This is a genomic window from Bradyrhizobium sp., from assembly GCF_027307225.1.
Taxonomy (GTDB): domain Bacteria; phylum Pseudomonadota; class Alphaproteobacteria; order Rhizobiales; family Xanthobacteraceae; genus Bradyrhizobium.
Genome location: NZ_DAHUXJ010000142.1, coordinates 19,128 through 43,952 on the forward strand (window position 1 = coordinate 19,128; position 24,825 = coordinate 43,952).

General features: G+C 63.2%; 21 protein-coding genes. 19 read left to right on the forward strand and 2 right to left on the reverse strand.

Translation table 11 applies throughout. The annotated features are described in order from the left end of the window. Position 1 precedes the first annotated feature (1 nt). The 9 genes from M6D32_RS23570 to trmB all read left to right on the forward strand — a co-directional run bounded on the left by M6D32_RS23570 (position 2) and on the right by trmB (position 8,920). Positions 2–451: a Fur family transcriptional regulator gene (locus M6D32_RS23570; protein ID WP_298260812.1), complete on the forward strand. Its 450-nt coding sequence runs from the start codon at positions 2–4 to the stop codon at positions 449–451. Between the two features lie 44 nt (positions 452–495). After that, on the forward strand, positions 496–1,917 hold the full coding sequence (miaB, locus tag M6D32_RS23575; protein ID WP_298260814.1) for a tRNA (N6-isopentenyl adenosine(37)-C2)-methylthiotransferase MiaB: 1,422 nt from the start codon (positions 496–498) through the stop codon (positions 1,915–1,917). Positions 1,918–1,921: 4 nt separating this feature from the next. Further along, positions 1,922–2,977 carry a PhoH family protein gene (locus M6D32_RS23580; protein ID WP_298260816.1) on the forward strand — a complete coding sequence of 352 codons (1,056 nt, stop codon included), beginning with the start codon at positions 1,922–1,924 and terminating at the stop codon, positions 2,975–2,977. Positions 2,978–3,021: 44 nt separating this feature from the next. After that, positions 3,022–3,522 carry an rRNA maturation RNase YbeY gene (gene ybeY, locus M6D32_RS23585; RefSeq protein ID WP_298260818.1) on the forward strand — a complete coding sequence of 167 codons (501 nt, stop codon included), beginning with the start codon at positions 3,022–3,024 and terminating at the stop codon, positions 3,520–3,522. A gap of 1 nt (position 3,523) precedes the next feature. Beyond that, on the forward strand, positions 3,524–4,636 hold the full coding sequence (locus tag M6D32_RS23590; RefSeq protein WP_298260820.1) for a hemolysin family protein: 1,113 nt from the start codon (positions 3,524–3,526) through the stop codon (positions 4,634–4,636). Further along, positions 4,633–6,237, forward strand: a complete 1,605-nt coding sequence (gene lnt / locus M6D32_RS23595) for an apolipoprotein N-acyltransferase (RefSeq protein WP_298260822.1) — start codon at positions 4,633–4,635, stop codon at positions 6,235–6,237. Before M6D32_RS23590 ends, lnt begins: the two co-directional genes overlap by 4 nt. 269 nt (positions 6,238–6,506) lie before the next feature. After that, entirely contained in the window at positions 6,507–6,929 is a 423-nt protein-coding gene (locus M6D32_RS23600) for a helix-turn-helix transcriptional regulator (RefSeq protein WP_298260824.1), read from the forward strand. A gap of 138 nt (positions 6,930–7,067) precedes the next feature. Then, positions 7,068–8,195, forward strand: a complete 1,128-nt coding sequence (locus M6D32_RS23605; protein WP_298260827.1) for a M20 family metallopeptidase — start codon at positions 7,068–7,070, stop codon at positions 8,193–8,195. Next, positions 8,192–8,920, forward strand: coding sequence for a tRNA (guanosine(46)-N7)-methyltransferase TrmB (gene trmB / locus M6D32_RS23610; RefSeq protein ID WP_298260828.1), 729 nt, complete (start codon positions 8,192–8,194; stop codon positions 8,918–8,920). The genes M6D32_RS23605 and trmB overlap by 4 nt, the downstream gene beginning before the upstream one ends. 49 nt (positions 8,921–8,969) lie before the next feature. Here the strand turns inward: trmB and M6D32_RS23615 are convergent, their stop codons facing one another. Continuing rightward, positions 8,970–10,052: a DUF2336 domain-containing protein gene (locus M6D32_RS23615; protein ID WP_298260830.1), complete on the reverse strand. Its 1,083-nt coding sequence runs from the start codon at positions 10,050–10,052 to the stop codon at positions 8,970–8,972. A 350-nt stretch (positions 10,053–10,402) separates the two neighbouring features. Between M6D32_RS23615 and rimP the strand changes: the two genes are divergently transcribed. The 8 genes from rimP (at position 10,403) to pnp (ending at position 20,539) form a co-directional block, all read left to right on the forward strand. Beyond that, a complete protein-coding gene (gene rimP, locus M6D32_RS23620; RefSeq protein WP_298260832.1) occupies positions 10,403–11,143 on the forward strand; it encodes a ribosome maturation factor RimP in 741 nt (246 codons plus the stop codon). Between the two features lie 3 nt (positions 11,144–11,146). Further along, positions 11,147–12,754: a transcription termination factor NusA gene (gene nusA, locus M6D32_RS23625; protein WP_298260833.1), complete on the forward strand. Its 1,608-nt coding sequence runs from the start codon at positions 11,147–11,149 to the stop codon at positions 12,752–12,754. Between the two features lie 22 nt (positions 12,755–12,776). Then, entirely contained in the window at positions 12,777–13,493 is a 717-nt protein-coding gene (locus tag M6D32_RS23630; protein WP_298260835.1) for an RNA-binding protein, read from the forward strand. A 19-nt stretch (positions 13,494–13,512) separates the two neighbouring features. Then, the gene (gene infB / locus M6D32_RS23635) at positions 13,513–16,134 is read left to right on the forward strand and encodes a translation initiation factor IF-2 (protein ID WP_298260837.1); all 2,622 of its coding nucleotides are present in this window, start codon (positions 13,513–13,515) and stop codon (positions 16,132–16,134) included. Between the two features lie 147 nt (positions 16,135–16,281). Beyond that, a complete protein-coding gene (gene rbfA, locus M6D32_RS23640) occupies positions 16,282–16,695 on the forward strand; it encodes a 30S ribosome-binding factor RbfA (RefSeq protein ID WP_298260954.1) in 414 nt (137 codons plus the stop codon). Then, complete coding sequence (gene truB / locus M6D32_RS23645; RefSeq protein ID WP_298260839.1) at positions 16,695–17,786, forward strand: tRNA pseudouridine(55) synthase TruB; 1,092 nt, start codon at positions 16,695–16,697, stop codon at positions 17,784–17,786. Before rbfA ends, truB begins: the two co-directional genes overlap by 1 nt. A 2-nt stretch (positions 17,787–17,788) precedes the next feature. Continuing rightward, positions 17,789–18,058, forward strand: coding sequence for a 30S ribosomal protein S15 (gene rpsO, locus M6D32_RS23650; protein WP_298260841.1), 270 nt, complete (start codon positions 17,789–17,791; stop codon positions 18,056–18,058). A 327-nt stretch (positions 18,059–18,385) separates the two neighbouring features. Beyond that, positions 18,386–20,539 carry a polyribonucleotide nucleotidyltransferase gene (gene pnp, locus M6D32_RS23655; RefSeq protein ID WP_298260842.1) on the forward strand — a complete coding sequence of 718 codons (2,154 nt, stop codon included), beginning with the start codon at positions 18,386–18,388 and terminating at the stop codon, positions 20,537–20,539. A 213-nt stretch (positions 20,540–20,752) separates the two neighbouring features. On the opposite strand, the gene katG is transcribed toward pnp, so the two are convergent. Beyond that, complete coding sequence (gene katG / locus M6D32_RS23660; protein WP_298260844.1) at positions 20,753–22,900, reverse strand: catalase/peroxidase HPI; 2,148 nt, start codon at positions 22,898–22,900, stop codon at positions 20,753–20,755. A 144-nt stretch (positions 22,901–23,044) separates the two neighbouring features. Here katG and M6D32_RS23665 point away from each other — a divergent pair, with 144 nt between their 5' ends. Both M6D32_RS23665 and M6D32_RS23670 read left to right on the forward strand, forming a co-directional pair. Further along, positions 23,045–23,980 carry a hydrogen peroxide-inducible genes activator gene (locus M6D32_RS23665; protein ID WP_298260846.1) on the forward strand — a complete coding sequence of 312 codons (936 nt, stop codon included), beginning with the start codon at positions 23,045–23,047 and terminating at the stop codon, positions 23,978–23,980. A gap of 191 nt (positions 23,981–24,171) precedes the next feature. Next, positions 24,172–24,768 carry a glutathione S-transferase family protein gene (locus tag M6D32_RS23670; RefSeq protein ID WP_298260848.1) on the forward strand — a complete coding sequence of 199 codons (597 nt, stop codon included), beginning with the start codon at positions 24,172–24,174 and terminating at the stop codon, positions 24,766–24,768. Positions 24,769–24,825 lie beyond the last annotated feature (57 nt).

Genomic DNA, 24,825 nt, shown 5'->3' on the forward strand with positions numbered 1-24,825 from the left:
AATGACCGCGCTTAAACCCAACCCCGCGCCCAAAGCGACCGGCATCGAGGCACGCTGCGCGGCGACCGGCATGCGCATGACCGAACAGCGCCGCGTCATCGCGCGCGTACTGGCGGAGGCGGAAGACCATCCCGACGTCGAGGAACTCTACCGCCGCTGCGTCGCCGTTGACGACAAGATCTCGATCTCGACGGTCTATCGCACGGTCAAGCTGTTCGAGGATGCCGGCATCATCGAACGGCATGATTTTCGTGAGGGCCGCGCCCGCTACGAACAGATGCGCGACAGCCATCACGACCATCTGATCAACCTGCGCGACGGCAAGGTGATCGAATTCACCTCCGAGGAGATCGAGAAGTTGCAGGCCGAAATCGCCCGCAAACTCGGTTATCGTCTGGTCGATCACCGGCTGGAACTCTATTGCGTCCCGCTGGACGACGACAAATCCTGAAACGGGCAGCAGCGACGCCGTTCCAATTCAACATTTCGAGTTACATGAAACCGCCCCGCAAACTCCATATCAAGTCATATGGCTGCCAGATGAACGTCTACGATGCGCAGCGCATGGTGGACACGCTGGCGGGCGAGGGCTTTGTCGAGAGCGCAAGCGTCGACGACGCCGATCTCGTCATCCTCAACACCTGCCACATCCGCGAGAAAGCGTCCGAGAAAGTCTATTCCGAACTCGGCCGGCTCCGCGTCATGAAGGAAGAAGCCGCGCGACAGGGTCGGCGGATGAACATCGCCGTTGCTGGCTGCGTCGCACAGGCGGAAGGTGGCGAGATCATCAATCGCGCGCCCGTGGTCGACGTGGTGGTCGGACCGCAAAGCTATCATCATCTACCGGAACTGCTGGCGCGAGCCGAAAAGGACGGCCGTGCGCTCGAGACAGAATTCCCGGCCGAAGACAAATTCTCGTTTCTGCCGCCGCCGAAGCCGGATGTGATCCGCGCACGCGGCATCTCCTCGTTCGTCACCATTCAGGAAGGCTGCGACAAGTTCTGCACCTTCTGCGTGGTGCCGTACACGCGCGGCGCCGAAGTCTCGCGGCCCGTTTCAAAGATTGTCGACGATGTGAGACGCCTCGCCGATCACGGCGTGCGTGAGATCACGCTGATCGGCCAGAACGTCAACGCCTATCACGGCGAGGGACCCGACGGGCGAACCTGGTCGCTCGGCGTCCTCTTGCGTCACCTAGCGGAAATTCCCGGCATTATCCGTCTGCGCTACTCGACCAGCCATCCGCGTGACGTCGACGAGGCGCTGATCGAAGCGCACCGTGACGTCCCGGCCGTGATGCCGTTCGTGCATTTGCCCGTCCAGTCGGGCTCCGACCGAATTCTTTCGGCCATGAACCGCAAACATACCGCCAACGACTATCGCCGCGCCGTCGACCGATTCCGCGCAGCCAGCCAAGACATTGCATTTTCATCAGATTTTATCGTCGGCTTCCCCGGCGAGACGGAGGAAGATTTTCAGGCCACCCTCGCCCTGGTCACACAAATCGGATACGCTGGCGCTTATTCGTTCAAATATTCGCCGCGGCCCGGCACGCCGGCGGCGGAAATGCAGGAGATGGTGTCAGCGGAAGTGATGGACGAGCGATTGGCGCGGCTTCAGGAACTGATCGATAGCCAACAATCGGCCTTCAACAAGGCCGCGATTGGGACCACCGTCGGTGTGCTGTTCGAGCGCGCCGCCCGCAACCCGGGTCAGATCGTCGGCCGCACCGCCTATCTTCAACCGGCCCATGTGATGGCGCCCGAGACCATCATCGGGCAGGTCCTGCCGGTCAAAATCGAAAGCCTGGAACGCTACAGCCTGCTCGGCGAACTCGCCTCTTCGCTTCCAGTCGTCCCTGCCGGTTCCGGCGCGCAGCCGGCGATCAACGCCCATGAAACGCGAATGGGAGCCTGAACCCTTGCCAAAAAGCGCATCGGATTCGCCTTCGCTCGCTCCCTCCCGCAAGCCCGACCGCGACATGCAAGTTACGCCCGAGACCCAATTCGTCATCGATTTCGACGACAACCGCGCCGCGTCCGCGCTGGTTGGTCCATACGGACAAAATCTCGCATTGATCGAGCGGCGGCTCGGGGTCGTCGTCGATTCCCGCGGCAATCACATCACGGTTGCCGGCTCGCGCGACGGCTGCGACGCAGCGCGGCGCGTGCTGGAGACGCTATATACGCAGGCGAGCCAGGGACATGACATCGCGCAAGGCGACGTCGAAGGGGCGATCCGCGCGGTGATCGCGCAAGGCTCTCTGTTCGAGTTCGATCCCAAGACGGCCAAGTCTTCGTTCGAAACCATCAATCTGCGCAAGCGTCCGGTGCGGGCGCGCACGGCGGCCCAGGATTCCTACATTCGCGCCCTGAAGCGCCACGAAATGGTATTCGGCGTTGGCCCGGCCGGCACCGGCAAGACCTGGCTTGCGGTTGCGCACGCCGCGCAATTGTTCGAGCGCAAGGAAGTCGACCGCATCATCCTGTCGCGCCCGGCGGTCGAAGCCGGCGAGCGGCTCGGCTTCCTGCCCGGCGATTTGCGCGAAAAGGTCGATCCCTATTTGCGCCCCATTTACGATGCGCTCTACGACCTGATGGATTCGCGCATCGTCGAGCGTGCGCTGCAGACCGGCGAAATCGAGATCGCGCCGCTGGCGTTCATGCGCGGCCGTACGCTCACCAATGCCGTCATCATTCTGGACGAAGCTCAGAACACGACATCGATGCAGATGAAGATGTTCCTGACGCGCCTCGGCGAGAACAGCCGCATGATCATCACCGGCGATCCTTCCCAGGTCGACCTGCCGAACGGTCAGGCTTCCGGCCTTGCGGAGGCGGTCAAACTGCTCGATGGCGTGACGGGCATCGCCCAGGTCCATTTCACCGCCGAAGACGTGATCCGCCATGAACTGGTGGCGCGGATCGTGGCGGCTTATGAAGGGTTGCCGCAACGGCCGGCGCCCAACAAGAAGTGACGCCGCGAACTGCGCGCTGGCGCCGTAGACAGAACTCCGAACCGATGGCACCGTCTGCCCTTCCGATTACCGAAATTCTCATCACAGCCGATTGCTGGCAGGCCGAGCCTGAAGCGGGGGCGGTGATCGATCGCGCCATCGCGGCTGCGGCCGAGTTCATCACCGCCGATGTCGGCGACAGCGAACTTGCGATCATGCTGACCGACGACACCGGCATCCAGACGCTGAACCGCAACTGGCGCGGCATCGACAAGCCGACAAATGTGCTGTCGTTTCCGGCGTTGCAGCCGCGCGGCCCGCGACAGGAGGATGACGCACCGCGCATGCTCGGCGACATCGCGATTGCCTATGAAACGACGCGCCGGGAATCCGATGAAGAACAGAAGCCGTTCCATCATCATCTCAGCCATCTGGCCGTGCACGGCTTCCTGCATCTGATCGGCCACGATCACGAAAAGGATCAGGAGGCCGAGACCATGGAGTCGCTCGAGCGCGAGATCCTGTCGCAGCTCGGCATTCCCGACCCCTATGCGGAGCGGAATTAAAATGCCGGACTCCGACCCGATCCAAGATAATCCGCGCAACACGCGCAACCTGCCCGCGGTCGTGCAGGAGGGCGAGCTCATGCGCCCGGCTGCGGACAATTGGCTGGTGCGCGCCATCCGAACGCTGTTCGGCTGGAAGCAGGGATCGGTCCGCGACGACCTGCAGGTCGTACTCGACACCTCGACGCCCGACGAGGTCGGTTTTTCGGCGGTCGAGCGCACCATGCTGCGCAACATCCTTTCGCTGCACGAGCGGCGGATCGCGGATGTGATGATCCACCGCGCCGACATCGTCGCGGTCAAACGCGACATTCCGCTCGGCGATTTGATGAGCTTGTTCGAGAGCGCCGCCCATTCGCGGCTTGTGGTGTACAACGAGACCCTCGACGATCCCGAAGGCATCGTCCACATCCGCGACCTGTTGGCGTTCATGACGGCGCGGGCGGCGAAACCAGCGACCAAAGCCAGGACCAAATCCAGGAAGCCGCCTCCCGCAGGTCTTGATCTGCGCGCGGTCGACCTGGCACTGCCGCTTTTCGAGGCCAACATCATCCGCAAGCTCCTGTTCGTGCCGCCTTCGATGCGGGCGATCGATCTGTTGGCGCAAATGCAGGCCTCACGCATCCACCTTGCGCTGGTCGTGGACGAATATGGAGGCACCGATGGTCTCGTTTCGATCGAGGACATCGTCGAACAGATTGTCGGCGAAATCGACGACGAGCATGACAGCGACGATCCGCCCGCGATCGTGCGGCAGGCGGATAATTCCTTCATCGCGGACGCGCGCGCGAGCCTCGACGATGTCCGTTCCGTCATCGGCGAAGACTTCGTGACCGGAGAAGCCGGCGAGGAAGTCGCGACGCTGGGCGGCTTTCTGGTCAGCCATGTCGGCCGCCTGCCGGTGCGCGGCGAAGTCATTTCCGGGCCCGGCAATTTCGAAATCGAGGTGCTCGACGCCGATCCGCGGCGCGTCAAGCGATTGCGCATCGCCACGCGCAAGGAGCGCATGCCGCTGCGCACCCAGCGTGAAAGCCGCCGCCGCGAGGCGGCGTCCGACACCACGCAACCGGGCGACCAGAGCAACCCGCCCGGTGACGGAGCCGCCTCGTCGTGACGATCTCTCAAAAACTTCGCTCAGGCGGTCTTGCGATTATTCTGACCTGGGGATGGAAACGGGCGGCGATCGCGCTGCTCGCAGGCGCACTTTCCTCGCTCGCGATGGCGCCGTTCAATGCGTGGCCGGTCCTGTTTCTGACCTTTCCCGTCATGGTCTGGCAGATCGACGGCGCGGGCGCCGGGCGATGGCGCGGCGTGCCGGCCGCGGCGCTGACCGGCTGGTGGTTCGGGCTGGGTTACTTCGTGCCCGGGCTTTACTGGATCGGCGAAGCATTCCTGGTCGATGCGAAGACCTTCGCGTGGTTGATGCCATTCGCTGTTCTGGGACTGCCGGCCTATCTCGCGCTGTTCATGGCACTCGGTTTTGCGCTCGCGCGGCTGTTCTGGACACGCGATGCCTCGCGCGTGATCGCGCTCGCCGCGGGCCTGACGATGAGCGAATGGTTGCGCGGCCATGCGCTCACGGGCTTTCCCTGGAATACGCTTGGCTACGCGCTGACCGAACCGCTGGTGCTCGCGCAGACGGCGTCGCTGATCGGATTGTGGGGCCTGACATTCCTGGCGGTCGCGGTTTTCGCAAGCCCGGCGGTCCTGATCGACGGCAGCTCGCGCGAACGAAAACCTTGGATCGCGCCGGCATTTGCCCTCGTCGCGCTGCTCGCCATGACGATCTTTGGCGGGATCCGCTTGAACCAGCATCCGACCGTGATGCTATCGGGTCCAAAGCTGCGGATCATGCAGCCGAACCTGCAGCAGGATGCGAGGTTCAATTACTCCGCCAAGGCCGAGGTGATGAAGAAATATCTCGCGCTGTCCGACCGCGCCTCCGGACCGCAATCGACCGGCATGCGCGACGTGAACATCCTGATCTGGCCGGAATCGGCGTTTCCGTTCTTCCTCACTCGCGAACCTGACGCGATGGCGCAGATCGCCGATCTGTTGCCCAAGGGCACGGTGTTGGTCACAGGCTCGGTGCGCGCACCCGACGTGCCGCCGGGCACGCGGATCAGGCGCGCCTACAACTCGGTCTACGTCATCGACCACGACGGCAGCGTGTTGTCGGTCTACGACAAGTTGCATCTGGTGCCATTCGGCGAATTTCTGCCCTTCCAGGACTGGATGGAAAAGATCGGTTTCGAACAACTGACCAAGGTTCAGGGCGGATTCATTCCTGGCACGCACCGGCGCAGCATGAACATTCCCAATGCGCCCCGCATGCTACCTCTGATATGCTATGAAGCTATCTTTCCCGGCGATGTTGTCGAACGACACGACCGGCCGGGCTGGATCGTCAACGTCACCAATGACGGATGGTTTGGAATTTCCACCGGCCCCTATCAGCATCTGCAACAGGCACGCATGCGCGCCGTCGAACAGGGGCTGCCGCTGGTTCGTGCAGCAAATACAGGCATCTCCGCAGTGATCGATCCGATGGGGCGCATCGTCGCGCGGCTCGGACTTGGGCTTGAAGGCGTGCTGGACTCAGGCCTGCCGGCCGCGATCCCGCCGACGATTTATGCGCGCGCGGGTGATATTCCGATCCTGATCATCCTTGCCGCAGCATGGCTCTTCGTGATCCGGCGTCGCACCGCAAAATAGTTCAAAAATAATTCAGAGAGCGTCATTTCAGCCACAGCTTCGCGCTGAGCCGCATTTGACGGCTTCCGCGCCTGGGGCATAATCGGTGGTTGGTGCCCCAATTCCAAAGTTCGTCGGATTTTGCGGAGCCACGTTTTGAACTTCGGAAGGACACTGGCAGACGTACTATCGAGTGTGGCTTTGATTCGGAAGTCCGCATGACTGACTCGCGACACTAGCGACGCGGAATTCTGAATCGCCCCACAGGCGGCACCGTGAGGAGGTTGGCGATGTCGACCAAAGCGCCCAACCCTGTTGACAAATATGTTGGCAGCAGGGTGCGTATGCGCCGCATCATGCTCGGCATGAGCCAGGAAAAATTGGGCGAAGCGCTCGGCCTTACCTTTCAGCAAGTGCAGAAATACGAGAAGGGCACCAATCGCGTCGGTGCGAGCCGCATTCAGCAGATCGCGGAAATCCTTCAAGTACCGGTCTCGTTTCTGTTCGAAGGCGGGCCAAGCGGAACGGCGAACGCGAACGGCGCGATCGGTGGCCCCTCAACCTCCTACGTCTCTGATTTTCTCGCAACGTCGGAGGGCCTGGCACTGACTCGCGCGTTCACGCATATCACCGATGCCAAGCTTCGGCGCAGCATCGTCGACCTCGTCGAACAGATCGCCGCGCATGAGGGCACGGACAAGCGTCCTATTTAAGCGGTCGGCACTGATCGCTTTCGCAACTTCGCCGGTTGCCGGAATCAACAATAGTGCTATTGAACCGGCCTTCGAGCGAACCTGCAGTTCGCTTCTGCGCCTGCGCGGAAGCAAGTTTGAAATCAAACAAGGCAGCCGATGGCTTCTACCCGCCCCTTCGATACCGATGAGATCCTCGATGGAATCCGTCGCTGGGTCGAGATCGAGACACCGACTGACGCGCCTGATCAGGTCAACAAGCTTGCGACGGTGGCCGCTGACGGTTATCGCGGCCTGCCTGCGACCGTCGAGCGCATCAAAGGCCATTCCGGATACGGCGATCATCTCGTGGTGCGATCGTCATGGGGTGAGGGGCAGCCGGGAATTCTGGTGCTGAGCCATCTCGACACGGTGCATCCGATTGGATTCATCGAACGGCTGCCGTTTCATGTGAAGGGCGACAGCGCCTTCGGCCCCGGCATCTACGACATGAAAGGCGGCGCCTATCTCGCTTTCCATGCGTTTCGCGAGCTCTGTGCTGGTGGCGAAGGTTCGCCGCTCGGCATCACGCATCTTTACGTCTCCGATGAGGAGATCGGCAGCCTCTCCTCCCGTGCCTTGATCGAGGCAGAAGGGCGCAAGGCGAAATACGTTCTGGTGACGGAGCCGGCGCGCGACGGCGGCAAGATCGTCACCAGCCGCAAGGGCGTTGCGCGGTTTGAAGTATTCATCAAAGGGGTGCCCTCTCACGCCGGCACGCGGCCGCAGGATGGCCGCAGCGCCATCCGCGAGCTGGGCAATGTCATCCAGACGCTCGAGGCGATGAACGATCTTTCGCGCGGCATCACGGTGAACGTCGGCGTCGTCAAAGGCGGCACCAAACCCAACGTGATCCCCGAAGAAGCGTATGCCGAAGTCGACATGCGCGTGCCGACCGTCGCGGATGCCGACGAGCTGGTGCCGAAGATATTGGGCCTGACATCAAAGACCGAAGGCGTCAGCGTCAAGGTGACGGGCGAGCTCAACCGCCCACCGTTCGAGAAAAGCAATGCCGGCGCCTCACTATTCGAGCACGCCAAGACGCTCGCCGCCGAGATCGGCTTCGAGCTTCGCGACAGCTACTCCGGCGGCGGCTCAGACGGCAATTTCACGGCACCTTTCACCGCAACGCTTGACGGTCTCGGCGTCGATGGCGAGGGCGCGCATACCCACTACGAGCAGATGTACATTTCGTCGATCGAGCCGCGGACGCGGCTCTTGTACCGGCTCTACCAGACGCTGCGATGAACCAGCCAGACGGCGACAACGATGCGGGCAGCCAGGCGCAGCGCGCCTTTTTCGGCCGCCGCAAGGGGCACAAGCTGCGCGCCCACCAGGCCGACCTGATCGCGCAGCTGCTGCCGCAACTCTCACTCGACATTGCTGGCCCACCGATCACCGATCTGAACGCGCTGTTCGGCACGCCGGTCGACCAGGTCCGGCTCGAGATCGGCTTTGGCGGCGGTGAGCATCTCATCGCCGAGGCGCGCGCCTTTCCACATACCGGGTTCATCGGCTGCGAGCCCTATGTCAACGGGATGGCCAAGATCCTGACGTTGATCGAAACAAACGATGTCAAGAATATCCGCCTGTTCGCTGGCGATGCCGCCGAACTGCTGGCGTGGCTACCTGCAAGCTCTCTTGCACGGATCGACTTGATCCATCCAGATCCATGGCCGAAGCGGCGGCACTGGAAGCGGCGCTTCGTGCAGGACACGATGATCGCGGCGATGACACGCGCGTTGAAGCCTGGCGGAGAGTTTCGCTTTGTCAGCGACATCAGCGACTATTGTGCCTGGACGCTCTCGCATTTTGCCCGCGCGACGGATTTTGACTGGACGGCCGAGCGTGCCTTGGACTGGCGCGAACCGTGGCCGGACTACACGATGACGCGCTATGGCCGCAAAGCCGAGCGCGAAGGCCGCGTAGCCGCCTATCTGATTTTTAAAAAGATCGGCAAACGCGAGGGCTAGTACCGCCTATTTGACGTTCCTGCACTACACTAGACCGGCAGCGCCAACATCACGCCGTCTCGCGCGCCCGCCAGAAGCTCACCACCCGTTCGGCGGTGGACGGCGACAGGCGCATGAAATTCATTCGGATAGCGTCGATATCGGCCGAAGCCGGTATCCGCGCCGGCCCGAGCCGCAACAGAACCAGTGAGCGCACGGTCGGCCAGTCGAGCCCGATCGATTTGGCGATGATCAGGATGGGATCGTGGCGATCGCCAACCATCAGGCGATCGACGGCGGAGATCGGCACGCCTGACATCGCCGACAAGGCGGCCACCGTCTCCGCGTATTTGAAACCCTTGGCGAAGCCGAGCAGCGCCTCTTCGTCCAGATCGCCGGCGCGGTAGAGCGTGAGGATCGTGCGTTGTGCCGGCGCGAAGTCCCGCTGCTTTTCGGGCTGCTCCGCCTTGCCGGAAATCTCGCCCATCGCCTTTGCGACGGCGGCCTGCCGACCCGGCTCGGCAATGTCGAACAGGCGCCGCCGCAAGACGTCGACCGATCCCGACAGAAGCTCCTTCAATAGCTTGTCCGGTAGATCCTTTCGCTGGCCGACCGTGAGCGTCAGCATGCCGTCCTTGGTGGCGCGTTTGACCAGCGCCGAATAGCCGATCGCCGAAAAGCTCGCCCCGGCATTGGCAGCCGCGCGCCGGATGACGTCGCGCTCGCCGCGCTGAACCATCACGTCGGTCAGACCCGGCGAAAGTTTCGGACGCTCGGTCATCGCAAGCAGATGATCCTGGCCTTTCGCCCGCGCAATCTCGACCAGCGCTCCCTCGTCGAGCACCGGCGATCGGCGCAGCACGGGACCCGCTACCGATATGTTGTCTTCGCGCGCGAGTTGGCCGATCAAGGTTGGCGGCGCATTGGCAAGCGCGGCGATGCGTTCGGCAACTGCAGCCCGAACCGCCATCTCGGTCTGCGGAACGATGCCGGTCAGGATGAGGTCGAACAGTTCGATGTGGCTGGGCTGGAAGCTGGCCGATCCCTGCACGAACAATTCAGCGATGCCGCGGCTCACCCTGGCGAGACGCTTGGGATCGCCGCGCTTGACGATGTCATCGAGGTCGGGGAACAGCGACGTGGCGACGGTCATCAAATACACCTACCCGGCCCGGCTTCCCCGACCTGAGACCCCACACAGCACGCGGAGACGCCAGGCCGGGGGCAATCTAGGGGGGCATGGTGAAGGAAGGGTTAGGTTTACCGTGCGCCGGCGCCAGCAAAATTAGCGTCTCCGGCCTTCTGCGGGACTTGTCGAGCATCGGGAAAAACGCTATATCGCCCTCGACTTACATTTCTCATACGATCACGTAGGAGAGTGGGCCCCCCGGGACCCGCTCTTTTTTATTACCTGGAGGGACTTAGGCTCGATGGGCCCGGGAACCCGACAGGGAGAAGCGAGTAAGATCACGCAAACGCCCGAACACCCATTTGACCCTCGATATGACCGACCCGACGCCTGGTTCCCTTGAGACCGATCTGCTCGACGAGCCGCGGCTTGTCGTCGAGCCGGGCGCGGCGGCGCGCGTATCGGCCGTCGCGGCGCCGGTTTTGCACGGCATGGGCTATCGGCTGGTGCGGATCAAGATTTCGGGAGAGGCTGGCTGCACCGTGCAGGTCATGGCCGAACGGCTGGACGGTTCCATGCAGATCGAGGATTGCGAGGCGGTCTCACGGGCGCTTTCGCCGGTGCTCGATATCGCCGACCCGATCGACCGCGCCTATCGGCTGGAAATTTCCTCGCCCGGCATTGATCGCCCGCTGGTGCGCCGCTCGGACTTCGAACGGTTTACCGGCCACGTTGTGAAAATCGAGATGGCGGTCGCCCGTCAGGGCCGCAAACGGTTTCGCGGAACGATCGCCGGCGTCGAAGGCGGCGCGGTGCGGCTGCATCGCGACGATGCCAGGGCCGATGACGATGCCGACGTGTTGCTGACGATGGAAGACATCGCGGAAGCCCGGCTTGTCCTCACCGACGAACTGATCGCGGAATCGATGCGTCGCGGCAAGCAAGCCGAGCGCGAATTGAAGCGCAGCCTCGGCCTCGAACCGCCGGCAGCGCCGCACGCCGATATTCACACACCGAAGCGAGCGAAGAAGCCGCTTCCGAAGAACACCAAACAACATCGCCTGGCCGCCGAACGCGCACGCCGCGGCGATACCGATCCTGAAAGAGGAGACTGAGCCATGGCCGTCAGCGCCAACAAGCTTGAACTGCTGCAAATCGCGGACGCCGTTGCGCGCGAGAAGTCGATCGACCGCGGCATCGTGATCTCGGCGATGGAAGACGCCATCGCCAAAGCGGCCCGCGCCCGCTACGGCAGCGAGACCGACGTGCACGCCGAGATCGACGCCAAGAAGGGCGAGCTCCGGCTGTCCCGCCACATGCTGGTGGTCGAGACCGTCGAGAACGCCGCCAATCAGATTTCGCTCGCCGATGCGCAGCGCGCCAATCCCGGCGCCCAGGTTGGAGACACCATCGCCGACACCCTGCCGCCTTTGGAATATGGCCGCATCGCCGCGCAATCGGCCAAGCAGGTGATCGTGCAGAAAGTGCGCGAGGCGGAGCGCGACCGGCAGTACCAGGAATTCAAGGACCGCATCGGCGATATCGTCAACGGCATCGTCAAGCGCGTCGAATATGGCAGCGTGATCGTCGATCTCGGCCGCGGCGAAGCCATCGTGCGGCGCGACGAGATGCTGCCGCGCGAGGTGTTCCGCAACGGCGACCGCGTTCGCGCCTATATCTTCGACGTGCGGCGCGAAACGCGCGGGCCGCAGATTTTCCTCTCCCGCACCCATCCGCAGTTCATGGCAAAGCTGTTCGCGCAGGAAGTGCCGGAGATATATGACGGCATCGTCGAGATCAAGGCTGTCGCCCGCGATCCCGGCTCGCGCGCCAAGATCGGCGTCATCTCGCGGGATTCCTCGGTCGATCCGGTCGGCGCCTGCGTCGGCATGCGCGGTTCGCGCGTGCAGGCCGTGGTCAACGAACTGCAGGGCGAGAAGATCGATATCATTCCCTGGTCGCCCGATATAGCGACCTTCGTGGTCAATGCGCTGGCGCCGGCCGAAGTCTCCAAGGTCGTGATCGACGAAGACCGCGAGCGCATCGAGGTCGTCGTGCCCGACACCAACAACCAGTTGTCGCTCGCGATCGGCCGCCGCGGCCAGAACGTGCGGCTCGCCTCGCAACTGACCGGCTGGGATATCGATATTCTCACCGAGCAGGAGGAATCCGAGCGCCGTCAGGCCGACTTCGAAAACTCCACCCGCGTGTTCATGGAAGCGCTCAATGTCGACGAAGTGGTCGGCCAGCTGCTCGCCTCCGAAGGCTTCACGTCGGTGGAGGAACTCGCGATGGTCGACATCCGGGAACTGGCCGGCATTGAGGGTTTTGACGACGAAACCGCCAACGAGTTGCAGAACCGCGCCAAGGAATATCTGGAGCGGCTCGAGAGCGAGCTCGAAAACAAGCGCAAGGAGCTTGGCGTTGCCGACGAGCTGAAGCAGGTGCCGGGCGTCACATCGAAGATGCTGGTGAAATTCGGCGAGAACGACATCAAGACGGTCGAGGACCTTGCGGGCTGCGCCACCGACGACCTCGTCGGCTGGACCGAACGCAAGGAAGGCAGCGAGCCGATCAAGCATGCCGGCGCGCTCGACGGCGTGGATATTTCCCGCGACGACGCCGAGCAGCTGATCATGCAGGCCCGCGTGCTCGCCGGCTGGATTACGGCCGCCGACCTCGAGAAGAAGACCGAAGAGGCCGCCTCCGAAGATCAACCGGCCTGACGTTGGGAGCCATGTCACCCGCATGCCCGCCGTCGCCGATCCGGAACTCGACCATGGACCGCGGACCAACAGGTCCGCGACCATGCGGATGTGCGCGGTCAACCGGGACGTACGGCCGATCGATGAGCTGATCCGTTTTGTCGTCGCCCCGTCCGGCGAGGTGATCCCCGATCTCAAGCGCAAGCTTCCTGGCCGTGGCCTTTGGGTTTCCGCCGCCCGTTCCGCCGTTGCGGAAGCGGTGCGGCGTCACCATTTTACGAGGGGATTCAAGCGCGAAGTCCGTGTGGCGGCGACGCTTGCCTCCGATACCGAGGCCCTGCTGGCGCGGTCCGCCGCCGAGGCTCTGGCTGTGGCCGCCAAGGCAGGGCAGGTCATCTCCGGTTTCGCCAAGGTCGCCGACGCCCTCGATCGGCGGGGCCAGAACCCGGTCCGGGCGCTGGTGCACGCCAGCGACGGTGCGGCGGACGGAATCCGCAAATTGGACGCCCTCGTCCGACAAAACGGCAGGAATGACGGCAAACCTGCCGAAATTCTCATAGTTAATGTGCTGACTTCCGAGCAATTGGATTTGGTACTTGGGCGGTCAAATGTGATACATGCTGCCCTGCTCGCGGGCCCGGCGAGCGACACGTTCCTGTCACGTAGCCAGTTGCTGGTCCGATACCGGATGGCGGACGACGACAGACCCGCGGCCAAGAATTCGCCCATAGAGACCGTGCGGACAACAACGCACGACTAAACAGGATTAGGACTGCTGAATGGTTGATACCAAAACGCCTGCCGACAAGACGCTCAGTGTGCCGACCAAGACCCTGTCGCTCAAGCCGCGGGTCGAGACCGGAACTGTGCGCCAGAGCTTCAGCCACGGCCGGACCAAGCAGGTCGTGGTGGAAAAGCGCGGCAAGCGCCGCGTCGGGGGTGAGGCCCCCGCCGCCGACACGCATGCGCCCGAACCGGCGGTAACCGCGAAGGCTGCAAAGCCGGCCCCGGCCGCTCGCACCGCGTCGCCGCCAGTGGCCGCGCGCGGCAATTCCGGCGTGGTGCTGCGCACCCTCACCGAGGACGAACGCTCCGCGCGCGCGAGCGCCTTGGCGGACGCCAAGGTCCGCGACGTCGAGGAACGGCGGATTGCCGAAGAAGAGACCAAGCGCCGCGCCAGCCGCGAGAGCATCGAACAGGCCGAGCGCGAAGCGGCCGAGACTCGCCGCAAGGCCGAGGAAGAACGTCACCGTCACGATGAAGAGGCCAAACGCAAGGCCGAGTCCGAAGCCAAGAAGCGTTTTGGCGAAGCCGAAGCGCCCCGGCCAGCCACGACAACGGCGCGGCTTGCGACGCCGGCCGCCCGTCCCGCAATCCCGACGGCGCGTGCGCCCGGCGTTGCCGCCGATGCCTCCGACGAAGATGAAGGTCCACGCCAGATCCGGCGCGGCCCTGGCGCCGGTCGCCCTGCACCCGCCCCGAAAGCCAACAAGGCTGCTCCGCCCAAGCAGCGCGGCCGGCTGACGCTGGTCACCGCGCTGAATGCCGACGACGTGCGTGAGCGCTCGATCGCCTCGTTCCGCCGCCGCACCCAACGCCTCAAGGGTCACCAAACAGCCGAGCCGAAGGAAAAGCTTATTCGCGAGGTGACGATCCCGGAAGTGATCGCGATCCAGGAACTCGCCAACCGCATGTCGGAGCGCGCCGTCGACGTCATCCGCCTGCTGATGAAGCAGGGCGCGATGCACAAGATCACCGACGTGATCGATGCCGATACCGCGCAGCTGATCGCCGAGGAACTCGGCCACACCGTCAAGCGCGTCGCGGCTTCCGACGTCGAGGAAGGCCTGTTCGACGTCGTCGACGATTCCACCGATACCGAGCCGCGTTCGCCGGTCGTGACCGTGATGGGTCACGTCGATCACGGCAAGACCTCGCTGCTCGATGCGCTGCGTCACGCCAATGTGGTGTCGGGCGAAGCCGGCGGCATCACCCAGCATATCGGCGCCTATCAGGTGACCTCGCCGGAAAGCGGCAAGAAGATCACTTTCATCGATACGCCCGGCCACGCTGCGTTCACCGCGATGCGCGCCCGCGGCGCCAAGGTCACGGATATCGTGGTGCTGGTGGTCGCTGCCGATGACGGCGTCATGCCGCAGACGGTGGAAGCGATTAATCACGCCAAGGCGGCGAAGGTGCCGATGATCGTCGCCATCAACAAGATCGACAAGCCCGACGCCAGGCCCGAGCGCGTGCGCACCGAACTGTTGCAGCACGAGGTTCAAGTCGAATCGCTTGGTGGTGACGTCGTCGATGTCGAGGTTTCCGCCAAGAACAAGACCAATCTCGACCGTCTGCTCGAGATGATCGCCTTGCAGGCCGAAATCCTCGACCTCAAGACCAACTCGACGCGCCCCGCCGAAGGCACCGTGATCGAAGCCAAACTCGATCGCGGCCGCGGCCCGGTCGCCACCGTGCTGGTGCAGCGCGGCACCTTGCGGGTCGGCGACATCATTGTGGCCGGCGCCGAAATGGGCCGCGTTCGCGCGCTGATTTCCGATCAGGGCGACACCGTCGAGGAAGCCGGTCCATCGGTTCCCGTCGAGGTGCTCGGCTTCAACGGCCCGCCGGAAGCCGGCGACCGTCTCGCCGTCGTCGAGAACGAAGCCCGCGCCCGCCAGATCACGAGCTATCGCGCCCACCAGAAGCGCGAGAATGCGGCTGCCTCGATTTCCGGCATGCGCGGCTCACTCGAACAGATGATGTCGCAGCTCAAGACATCCGGCCGCAAGGATTTCCCGCTCGTCGTCAAGGCCGACGTGCAGGGCTCGCTGGAAGCGATCCTCGGCTCGCTGGAAAAGCTCGGCACCGACGAAGTCGCCGCGCGCATCCTGCATGCCGGCGTCGGCGGCATCTCGGAATCCGACGTGACGCTGGCGGAAGGTTTCAATGCCGCGATCATCGGCTTCTCCGTCCGCGCCAACAAGGAGGCGGCAGCAGCCGCCAAGCGCAACGGCATCGAGATCCGCTACTACAACATCATCTACGACCTCGTGGATGACGTGAAGAAGGCAATGAGCGGCCTGCTTGCGCCGACGCTGCGCGAAACCATGCTCGGCAATGCGCAGATCCTGGAAGTGTTCAACATCTCCAAGGTCGGCAAGGTCGCGGGTTGCCGCGTCACCGACGGCACCGTGGAACGCGGCGCCAATGTCCGCCTGATCCGCGACAACGTTGTCGTGCACGAAGGCAAGCTGTCGACGCTGAAGCGCTTCAAGGACGAAGTGAAGGAAGTACAGGCCGGCCAGGAATGCGGCATGGCGTTCGAAAACTACGGCGACATGCGGGTCGGCGATGTCATCGAATGCTACCGTGTCGAATCGATCCAGCGCTCGCTGTAAGTCCGAATCTTGCAGAAGCGTTGAAATTTTCAAACTAGGTCATGCCCCGCGGAAGCGGGGCATCCAGCGGTCAGCGGAATAACTTCAGGCGCGGCGTACTGGATCACCGGCTTTTCGCGGGTGATGACGACGATCAGGATTTTGATAATGCCCCGCCATCATCGCAAGAGTTCCGCCAGCGGCGGCTCGCAGCGCCAATTGCGCGTCGGCGAGACGGTGCGCCATGCGCTCGCCGAGATTCTGGCGCATGGCAACGTCCACGACCCCGATCTCGAGGGCCACATCATCACGGTGCCGGAAGTGAAGATGTCCCCGGATCTCAAGCTGGCGACCGTCTACGTGATGCCGCTCGGCGGCCGCGACACCGAGGTCGTCATCGCCGCGCTCAATCGCAACAAGCGCTTCCTGCGCGGTGAAGTGGCTCACCGCGTTAACCTGAAATTTGCTCCTGAGATTCGATTCCGCGTCGACGACCGATTCGACGAAGCGGAACGTATCGAGAAATTACTGCGAACACCTGAGGTGCAGCGCGATCTGGCACCCGATTCGGATGACGAATGATGATTGTGACGACGGCCAACCACGCCATCGAACCTGAAAACGCCGATTCAACAGCCCCGGAAAAAAATATTTTTCCGGAGCGGCGCGTCAACAACGATCCGCGCGAGAGACAACCGAAGAAGGGAACCCAACCGCGCCGCGAGAAGCGCGACGTCCACGGCTGGGTGGTGCTCGACAAACCGATCGGCATGACGTCGACGCACGCGGTCGCCGTCGTGAAGCGGCTGTTTTCGGCGAAGCGCGCGGGTCACGCCGGCACGCTGGACCCCCTCGCTTCGGGCGGTTTGCCGATCGCGATCGGCGAAGCCACCAAGACGGTTCCCTTCGTCATGGACGGCCGCAAACGCTATCGCTTCACCGTAACCTGGGGTGAGGAACGCGACACCGATGACACCGAAGGCCGCGTCGTCCGAACCAGCGACTTGAGGCCATCCGCCGAGGCGATCAACGCCCTGCTGCCACAATTCACCGGCCTCATCGAGCAGACCCCGCCGCAATATTCGGCCATCAAGATCCAGGGCGAGCGCGCCTATGATTTGGCGCGCGACGGGGAAGCGGTCGAGTTGAAACCGCGCCCGGTCGAGATTCACCAATTAACCCTTGCAGAACAACCGGATAGCAGCCATTCCGTGTTCGAAGCCGAGTGCGGCAAGGGCACCTATGTGCGGGCGCTGGCGCGTGATATCGGGCGGATTCTCGGCTGTTTCGGCCATATCAGCGCGCTGCGACGGACCCTGGTCGGCCCCTTCGTCGAGAACGACATGATTCCGCTGGAACAGTTGGAGGCTTTGTGCGATAGAGCCGCGTCCGGTGAGGCTAGCCTCGCCGACGCGCTTTTGCCCGTTGAGACCGCGCTGGACGACATCCCGGCACTGGCCGTCACTCGGGCGGATGCGGCAAGGCTCCACAGGGGTCAGGCCGTTTTGTTGCGCGGACGGGATGCGCCCAATTGTAGCGGCACAGTCTATGTCACGGTGGCAGGCCGTCTTCTGGCGCTTGCCGAAATTGACAATGGCGAACTCATCCCCAAGCGCGTGTTCAACCTGAACGGACTGACTGCCAGTCCGGCTCGCAACAACGAAAGTAGCTGACGATGTCGATTGCCGCGGAACGCAAAGCGGAAGTCATCAAGAAGAATGCCAACAAGGCCGGCGACACCGGCTCGCCCGAGGTACAGGTTGCGATCCTGTCGGAACGCATCAACAACCTCACCGATCATTTCAAGAGCCACGTGAAGGACAACCATTCGCGCCGCGGATTGTTGAAGATGGTCGCCACCCGCCGCTCGCTTCTCGACTATCTGAAGCGCAAGGACGAGGCGCGCTATCAGGCGCTGCTCGAAAAGCACAACATTCGGCGTTGAGCTTGTAGTGAAGTACGCGCGCGTCGTTTGGCGCGCGTTTTTGCATGATCGATCGAGAGCCGCCAAGTGTTCGGCTTTCGCAACCGATGATGCGCAAGGGTTACGAAAAATCGTGCCCTTATCGAACGTCCAGCAGCAATCCGGCTCGCTGGGCAAAACGGGCAAGGTGCCCGTGATTTACGCGAAAGGATGGACGCCATCCTAAAGCCAGAAACCATGGCAGGATCGCCGGATGCTGACGCCGTATGGCCAGCATCCCGCCGTCTTGCGCATGGTTTTTTGTTTTGTGGCGTCCCTCCTTTCGTAATCACATGAAAGAAGATTGCAATGTTCAATAAGCATACCGTCGAGATCGACTGGGGTGGACGTCCCCTCAAGCTTGAAACCGGAAAAGTCGCCCGCCAGGCCGATGGCGCCGTTGTCGCCACCTATGGCGAAACCATCGTGCTCGCCACCGTCGTCGCCGCGAAATCGCCGCGCGAAGGCGTCGACTTCCTGCCGCTCACCGTCGACTATCAGGAAAAGACCTATGCCGCGGGCCGCATTCCCGGCGGCTACTTCAAGCGCGAAGGCCGCCCGACCGAAAAGGAGACGCTGGTCTCCCGCCTGATCGACCGTCCGATCCGCCCGCTGTTCGTGGACGGCTGGCGTAACGAGACCCAGGTGATCGTCACCGTGCTGTCGCACGATATGGAGAACGACCCCGATATCGTGGCGCTGGTGGCGTCGTCCGCCGCGCTGACGTTGTCCGGCGCCCCCTTCAAGGGTCCGATCGGCGCCGCGCGCGTCGGCTTCGCCAACGACGAATTCATCCTCAATCCGACGCTCGACGAGATGACCGAGACTCAGCTCGATCTCGTCGTCGCGGGCACCGCAGACGCCGTGCTGATGGTGGAATCGGAAGCCAGGGAACTCAACGAAGACGTGATGCTGGGTGCGGTGATGTTCGGACATCGCCACTTCCAGCCGGTGATCAAGGCGATCATCGAGCTGGCCGAAAAGGCCGCGAAAGAACCGCGCGAAGTCACCACGATCGACAATGCCGCGATCGAAAAGGAAATGCTCGGCCTGGTCGAACAGGATCTGCGCAAGGCTTACGCCATTGCGGTCAAGCAGGAGCGTTATGCTGCGGTCGGCGCCGTCAAGGAAAAGGCGATCGCGCACTTCTTCCCCGAAGGCCAGGAGCCGAAATACGACAAGCTCCGCGTCGCCGGCGTGTTCAAGGAACTGGAAGCCAAGATCGTCCGCTGGAACATCCTCGACACCGGCAAGCGGATCGATGGCCGTGATGTCAAGACCGTGCGCAACATCGTCGCTGAAGCCGGCGTGCTGCCGCGCGCCCACGGCTCGGCGCTGTTCACCCGCGGCGAAACCCAGGCGATGGTCGTGACCACGCTCGGCACCGGCGAGGATGAGCAGTACATCGACGCGCTGTCGGGGACGTACAAGGAAACGTTCCTGCTGCACTACAACTTCCCGCCCTACTCGGTCGGCGAGACCGGCCGCCTCGGTGGCACCAAGCGGCGCGAGATCGGCCACGGCAAGCTTGCCTGGCGCGCGATTCATCCGGTGTTGCCGCCGCACCATGAATTCCCTTACACGGTGCGCGTGGTCTCCGAGATCACCGAATCCAACGGTTCATCCTCAATGGCTTCGGTCTGCGGTGCTTCGCTCGCGCTGATGGATGCCGGCGTTCCGCTGAAGCGGCCGACCGCGGGCATCGCGATGGGCCTGATCCTCGAAGACAAGCGCTATGCGGTGCTCTCCGACATCCTCGGCGACGAGGATCATCTCGGCGACATGGACTTTAAGGTCGCCGGCACCGACCAGGGCATCACCTCGCTGCAGATGGACATCAAGATCGAGGGCATCACCGAGGAGATCATGCGGGTTGCGCTCGGCCAGGCCAAGGAAGGCCGCATCCACATCCTGGGTGAGATGGCCAAGGCGCTGACCGCCGCACGCGCCGAGCTCGGCGAATACGCGCCACGCATCGAGACCTTCAAGATCGCCACCGACAAGATCCGCGAAGTGATCGGCACCGGCGGCAAGGTGATCCGCGAAATCGTCGAGAAGACCGGCGCCAAGGTCAACATCGAGGACGACGGCACCGTGAAGGTCGCCTCCAACGACGGCGAAGCGATGAAGGCCGCGATCAAGTGGATCAAGTCGATCGCGTCCGATCCGGAAGTCGGCCAGATCTACGAGGGCACCGTCGTCAAGGTGATGGAATTCGGCGCGTTCGTGAACTTCTTCGGCGCCAAGGACGGCCTCGTTCACATCAGCCAGCTCGCTGCCAACCGCGTGCAGAAGACCTCCGACGTCGTCAAGGAAGGCGACAAGGTCAAGGTCAAGCTGCTCGGCTTCGACGATCGCGGCAAGACGCGTTTGTCGATGAAGGCGGTCGACCAGGCGACCGGCGAAGACCTCGAGGCGAAGCCGAGGGCCGACGCCGCGCCCGCACAGGCCGCCGGCGAGTAAACGCGAAGATAAATGGATAAAAAGGGCGGCTTTTCAGCCGCCCTTTTGTTTTGGCCCCGCGATGCCGCCTCTTGCTCCGAGGCCATCGTCCGCGAAGGCGGACGATCCAGCGTTCCAGAGACGCCCGTGCTGGGGCCGATAAGCCTCAGGCTACTGTATCCCCCGCCTGCGCGGGGGATGACGAACTGAGCGGCAGGCGACGCCTGCTTCTGATCACGCCGCGAGAACGAAACGATCGGCGTTCATCACCTTGACCCAAGCCGCCACGAAATCCTTGACGAATTTCTGCTTCGCATCCGCACAGGCATAGACCTCCGCAAACGCCCGAAGCTGCGAGTGCGAGCCGAAGACGAGATCGACGCGGGTGCCGGCCCACCTAACGGCCTTGGTCTTGCGATCGCGGCCTTCATAGGTGCCGTCAGCCGCCGGCTGCCAGACCGTGCCCATGTCGAGCAGGTTGACGAAGAAGTCGTTGGAGAGCGTCCCCGGCCTCTCGGTGAAGACGCCATGTTTGGACTTGCCGAAATTGGCGCCGAGCACACGCAAGCCGCCGATGAGGGCTGTCATCTCCGGCCCCGTCAACCGCAGCAATTGCGCGCGGTCCACCATCGCCTCTTCCGGCGCCATGAACTGCTGCTTCTTGGCGGTATAGTTGCGGAAGGCATCGGCGCGTGGCTCGAGCGGCGCGAAGGATTCGACATCGGTCTGATCCTGCGCGGCATCCGCACGTCCCGGCGTGAACGGCACCTTCACATCGACGCCGGCGTCCCTGGCCGCCTTTTCGACTGCGGCGGAGCCGCCGAGGACGATCAGGTCGGCGAGCGAGACCTTTTTGAACTCCTTCTGGATCGCTTCGAGCTTGCCGAGAACGGTCTTGAGCTCAGCCGGTTCGTTGACCTCCCAATCCTTCTGGGGCGCGAGGCGAATGCGCGCGCCATTCGCGCCGCCGCGCTTGTCCGAGCCCCGGAACGTCGAGGCCGACGCCCAGGCGACCGAAACAAGCTGCGACACGGTGAGGCCGGAGGCGAGAATCTTCGCCTTCAGCGCCGCGATGTCGGCCTCGCTGATCGGCGGATGATCGGTAGCCGGAACCGGGTCCTGCCAGATCAGCGTTTCCTTCGGCACCAGCGGGCCGAGGTAACGTGCGACCGGGCCCATGTCGCGGTGCGTGAGCTTGAACCAGGCCCGCGCAAACGCGTCGGCGAACTGGTCCGGATGCTGGTAGAAGCGCCGCGAGATCTTCTCGTAGGCCGGATCGAAGCGCAGCGACAGGTCGGTGGTGAGCATGGTCGGCACATGCTTCTTCGATTTGTCGAAGGCGTCGGGAATTGAGGCTTGAGCACCCTTGGCTTTCCACTGCTTGGCGCCGGCCGGGCTCTTCGTCAACTCCCATTCATTCTCGAACAGATTCTGGAAGAAGGAATTGCTCCACTTGGTCGGCGTCTGTGTCCAGGTGACTTCCGGGCCGCCGGTGATGGCGTCGGCGCCGGCGCCTGAGCCGTGCGTGCTCTTCCAGCCAAGGCCCTGATCCTCGATAGCGCCGCCTTCGGGGGCCGCGCCCACCAGCGACGGATCGCCCGCGCCGTGCGTCTTGCCAAAGGAGTGGCCGCCGGCAATCAGCGCGACGGTCTCTTCGTCATTCATCGCCATGCGAAAGAAGGTTTCGCGAATGTCTTTGGCGGCCGCGAGCGGATCCGGGTTGCCGTTCGGTCCTTCCGGATTGACGTAGATGAGGCCCATCTGCACCGCACCGAGCGGCTCTGCGAGCTGGCGTTCGCCAGAGTAACGCTCATCGCCGAGCCACGTGCCTTCGGGACCCCAGTAGAGCTCTTCCGGCTCCCAAACGTCGGCGCGGCCGCCCGCGAAACCAAACGTCTTGAAGCCCATCGATTCCAGCGCGACGTTGCCGGCGAGAATCATCAGGTCGGCCCACGAGATCTTCGAGCCGTACTTCTGCTTGATCGGCCACAACAGCCGGCGCGCCTTGTCGAGGTTGGCGTTGTCTGGCCAGCTGTTGAGCGGCGCAAAGCGCTGCTGACCTGCGCCGGCGCCGCCGCGGCCGTCGGTGATGCGGTAAGTGCCGGCAGAGTGCCAGGCCATGCGGACCATCAACCCGCCATAGTGACCGAAGTCGGCCGGCCACCACTCCTGCGAGGTCGTCATCAACGCGTTGAGGTCCTTGACCACGGCATTCAGGTCGAGGGTCTTGAATTCCTTGGCATAATCGAACGTCTTGCCCATCGGATCGGACAGCGTCGAATTCCGGTGAAGACGGGAAATGTCCAGCATATCGGGCCACCAGTCGCGGTTGGTGTGACCCTGCGCTCCGCCCGTAAACGGGCACTTCGTCTTGTCGTCCATGATCGTCTCCTCTTCTGTTTCGGGAGTTCCGCCCTAAGGCCAGCCGCCTCCAGTCTACGCAGCCATTTCCATCAGGTAAAATAGGGTTTAATGATAAGAGCGATAGGATAATCTGATGATCCAAACCCTCATGATCGGCGCGTCGTGATCAACGTCACGCTACGGCAGCTTCGCTATTTCGACGCACTGGCCCGTCACCGCCATTTCGGCCGAGCGGCTGAAGCCTGCGCGATCTCGCAGCCGGCGCTGTCGATGCAGATCAAGGAAATGGAGGAAACGCTCGGTGGCGTGCTGATCGAGCGCAGCGCACGCCAGGTGGCGCTGACCAAATTCGGCGAGGAACTGCTGCAACGTGTTCGCGACATCCTGCGGTCGGTCGACGAACTCGGCGATTTCGCGCGCGCCTCGCGCGACCGGCTGGCGGGACGATTGCGCGTCGGGATGATTCCGACGATCGCGCCCTACCTGCTGCCCAAGGTGATCGAGAATCTGGCGCGGCTGCACCCGGAACTGGATATTCACGTCCGCGAGACGGTGACCCCAAAACTGATCAAGGAAGTCGCCGAAGGCCGGCTTGATACCGCGATCGTGGCGCTCCCGGTTTCCGAACCTTCGCTGACCGAGATCGCGCTGTTCAAGGAAAACTTCCTGCTGGTGCGGCCCGGCGAGCAGGAGGGCACGCCGGTGCCAAGCCGCGAGACTTTGCGCGAAATGAAGCTGCTGCTCCTGGAAGAGGGGCACTGTTTCCGCGACCAGGCGCTGTCGTTCTGCAACATGCAGACGCCGCCGCGGGAAGTGCTCGATGCGAGTTCGCTGTCGACGCTGGTGCAGATGGTCGGCGCCGGCATCGGCGTGACGTTGATCCCCGAAATGGCGGTCGCCGTCGAGACGCGTTCGGCTTCAGTGTCGGTCGCGCGCTTCAGGAATCCGCAACCCTGCCGCACCATCGGCATGGTCTGGCGCAAGACCAGTCCGCTTGCGCGGCAATTGCAGCAGATCTCCGAGGTCGTATGCCTGGCGGCTGGCAAGGAGCGCAAGCGCCAGCCGACCTCACCCACTTTGCGCCGTCTCACGGCTTGAACGCTCAAGGACTTCGAAGCTCCAGCGACGCCGGAGGCAATAGCTGGCAACAGCCGATTGCGAGACGGCGCACGCGCCATCGTTGCTGCAAAGCTGGACAAAGAATTGCCGGCATATCTTAATGAGCGCTCAATTAGCAGGCGCGCTCCCCGCCTCGGCTCGGAAGCGATGTCACTGAAGGATAAGCCATCATGATGAAACTGTACTGGTCGCCTCGCTCGCGTTCGTTTTCAGCGCTTTGGCTGATGGAGGAAACAGGCCAGGAATATGAGCGGGTGCTGACCGACATCACCAAGGGCGCGCAGAAGACCCCGGAATATCTCGCCATCAATCCGATGGGAAAAGTGCCGGCGATCCAGGACGGCGAAACGACGCTCGCGGAGTCGGCTGCGATCTGTGCCTATGTCGCTGAACGCTATCCGCAGGCCAAACTCGCGCCCCCGGTCGGCGATCCCTTGCGCGCCAAATATCTCTACTGGCTGTTCTTCGGGCCGGGCTGCATCGAACCGGCGATGGTGCAGGTGGCCACCAAGATCGAGATGAACCCGGTCGCGGCCGGCTGGGGCGACGCGCAACGCGTCTACGATGTGCTCGATGCAGCGCTCGAGAAAGGGCCGTGGATTCTCGGCGAAAATTTTTCGGCCGCCGACATCGTGATCGGCGCCGGGCTGAATTTCTCGGTCCGCCTGTTCAAGATGGTGCCGACGCGCCCCTCGTTCGATCGCTATCTCGACCGTTGCGCGGCGCGGCCGGCGTTTCAGCGCGCCGGCGCGCTCGTCATGGGATGATGACCTGAATCGCGCTACCAGTGGCGCGATGAGGTCAAGTTCGAATAATACGTCAGC

What these genes read in the sequence shown, in the direction of transcription:
- nusA (WP_298260833.1), top strand. Translation starts at nt 11,147, where the DNA reads ATGGCCGTCAGCGCCAACAAGCTTGAACTGCTGCAAATCGCGGACGCC.
- M6D32_RS23605 (WP_298260827.1), top strand. Translation starts at nt 7,068, where the DNA reads ATGGCTTCTACCCGCCCCTTCGATACCGATGAGATCCTCGATGGAATC.
- rpsO (WP_298260841.1), top strand. Translation starts at nt 17,789, where the DNA reads ATGTCGATTGCCGCGGAACGCAAAGCGGAAGTCATCAAGAAGAATGCC.
- rimP (WP_298260832.1), top strand. Translation starts at nt 10,403, where the DNA reads ATGACCGACCCGACGCCTGGTTCCCTTGAGACCGATCTGCTCGACGAG.
- katG (WP_298260844.1), bottom strand. Translation starts at nt 22,900, where the DNA reads ATGGACGACAAGACGAAGTGCCCGTTTACGGGCGGAGCGCAGGGTCAC.
- rbfA (WP_298260954.1), top strand. Translation starts at nt 16,282, where the DNA reads ATGCCCCGCCATCATCGCAAGAGTTCCGCCAGCGGCGGCTCGCAGCGC.
- pnp (WP_298260842.1), top strand. Translation starts at nt 18,386, where the DNA reads ATGTTCAATAAGCATACCGTCGAGATCGACTGGGGTGGACGTCCCCTC.
- miaB (WP_298260814.1), top strand. Translation starts at nt 496, where the DNA reads ATGAAACCGCCCCGCAAACTCCATATCAAGTCATATGGCTGCCAGATG.
- trmB (WP_298260828.1), top strand. Translation starts at nt 8,192, where the DNA reads ATGAACCAGCCAGACGGCGACAACGATGCGGGCAGCCAGGCGCAGCGC.
- ybeY (WP_298260818.1), top strand. Translation starts at nt 3,022, where the DNA reads ATGGCACCGTCTGCCCTTCCGATTACCGAAATTCTCATCACAGCCGAT.
- infB (WP_298260837.1), top strand. Translation starts at nt 13,513, where the DNA reads ATGGTTGATACCAAAACGCCTGCCGACAAGACGCTCAGTGTGCCGACC.
- M6D32_RS23670 (WP_298260848.1), top strand. Translation starts at nt 24,172, where the DNA reads ATGATGAAACTGTACTGGTCGCCTCGCTCGCGTTCGTTTTCAGCGCTT.
- M6D32_RS23630 (WP_298260835.1), top strand. Translation starts at nt 12,777, where the DNA reads ATGCCCGCCGTCGCCGATCCGGAACTCGACCATGGACCGCGGACCAAC.
- M6D32_RS23600 (WP_298260824.1), top strand. Translation starts at nt 6,507, where the DNA reads ATGTCGACCAAAGCGCCCAACCCTGTTGACAAATATGTTGGCAGCAGG.
- M6D32_RS23590 (WP_298260820.1), top strand. Translation starts at nt 3,524, where the DNA reads ATGCCGGACTCCGACCCGATCCAAGATAATCCGCGCAACACGCGCAAC.
- M6D32_RS23615 (WP_298260830.1), bottom strand. Translation starts at nt 10,052, where the DNA reads ATGACCGTCGCCACGTCGCTGTTCCCCGACCTCGATGACATCGTCAAG.
- M6D32_RS23570 (WP_298260812.1), top strand. Translation starts at nt 2, where the DNA reads ATGACCGCGCTTAAACCCAACCCCGCGCCCAAAGCGACCGGCATCGAG.
- truB (WP_298260839.1), top strand. Translation starts at nt 16,695, where the DNA reads ATGATTGTGACGACGGCCAACCACGCCATCGAACCTGAAAACGCCGAT.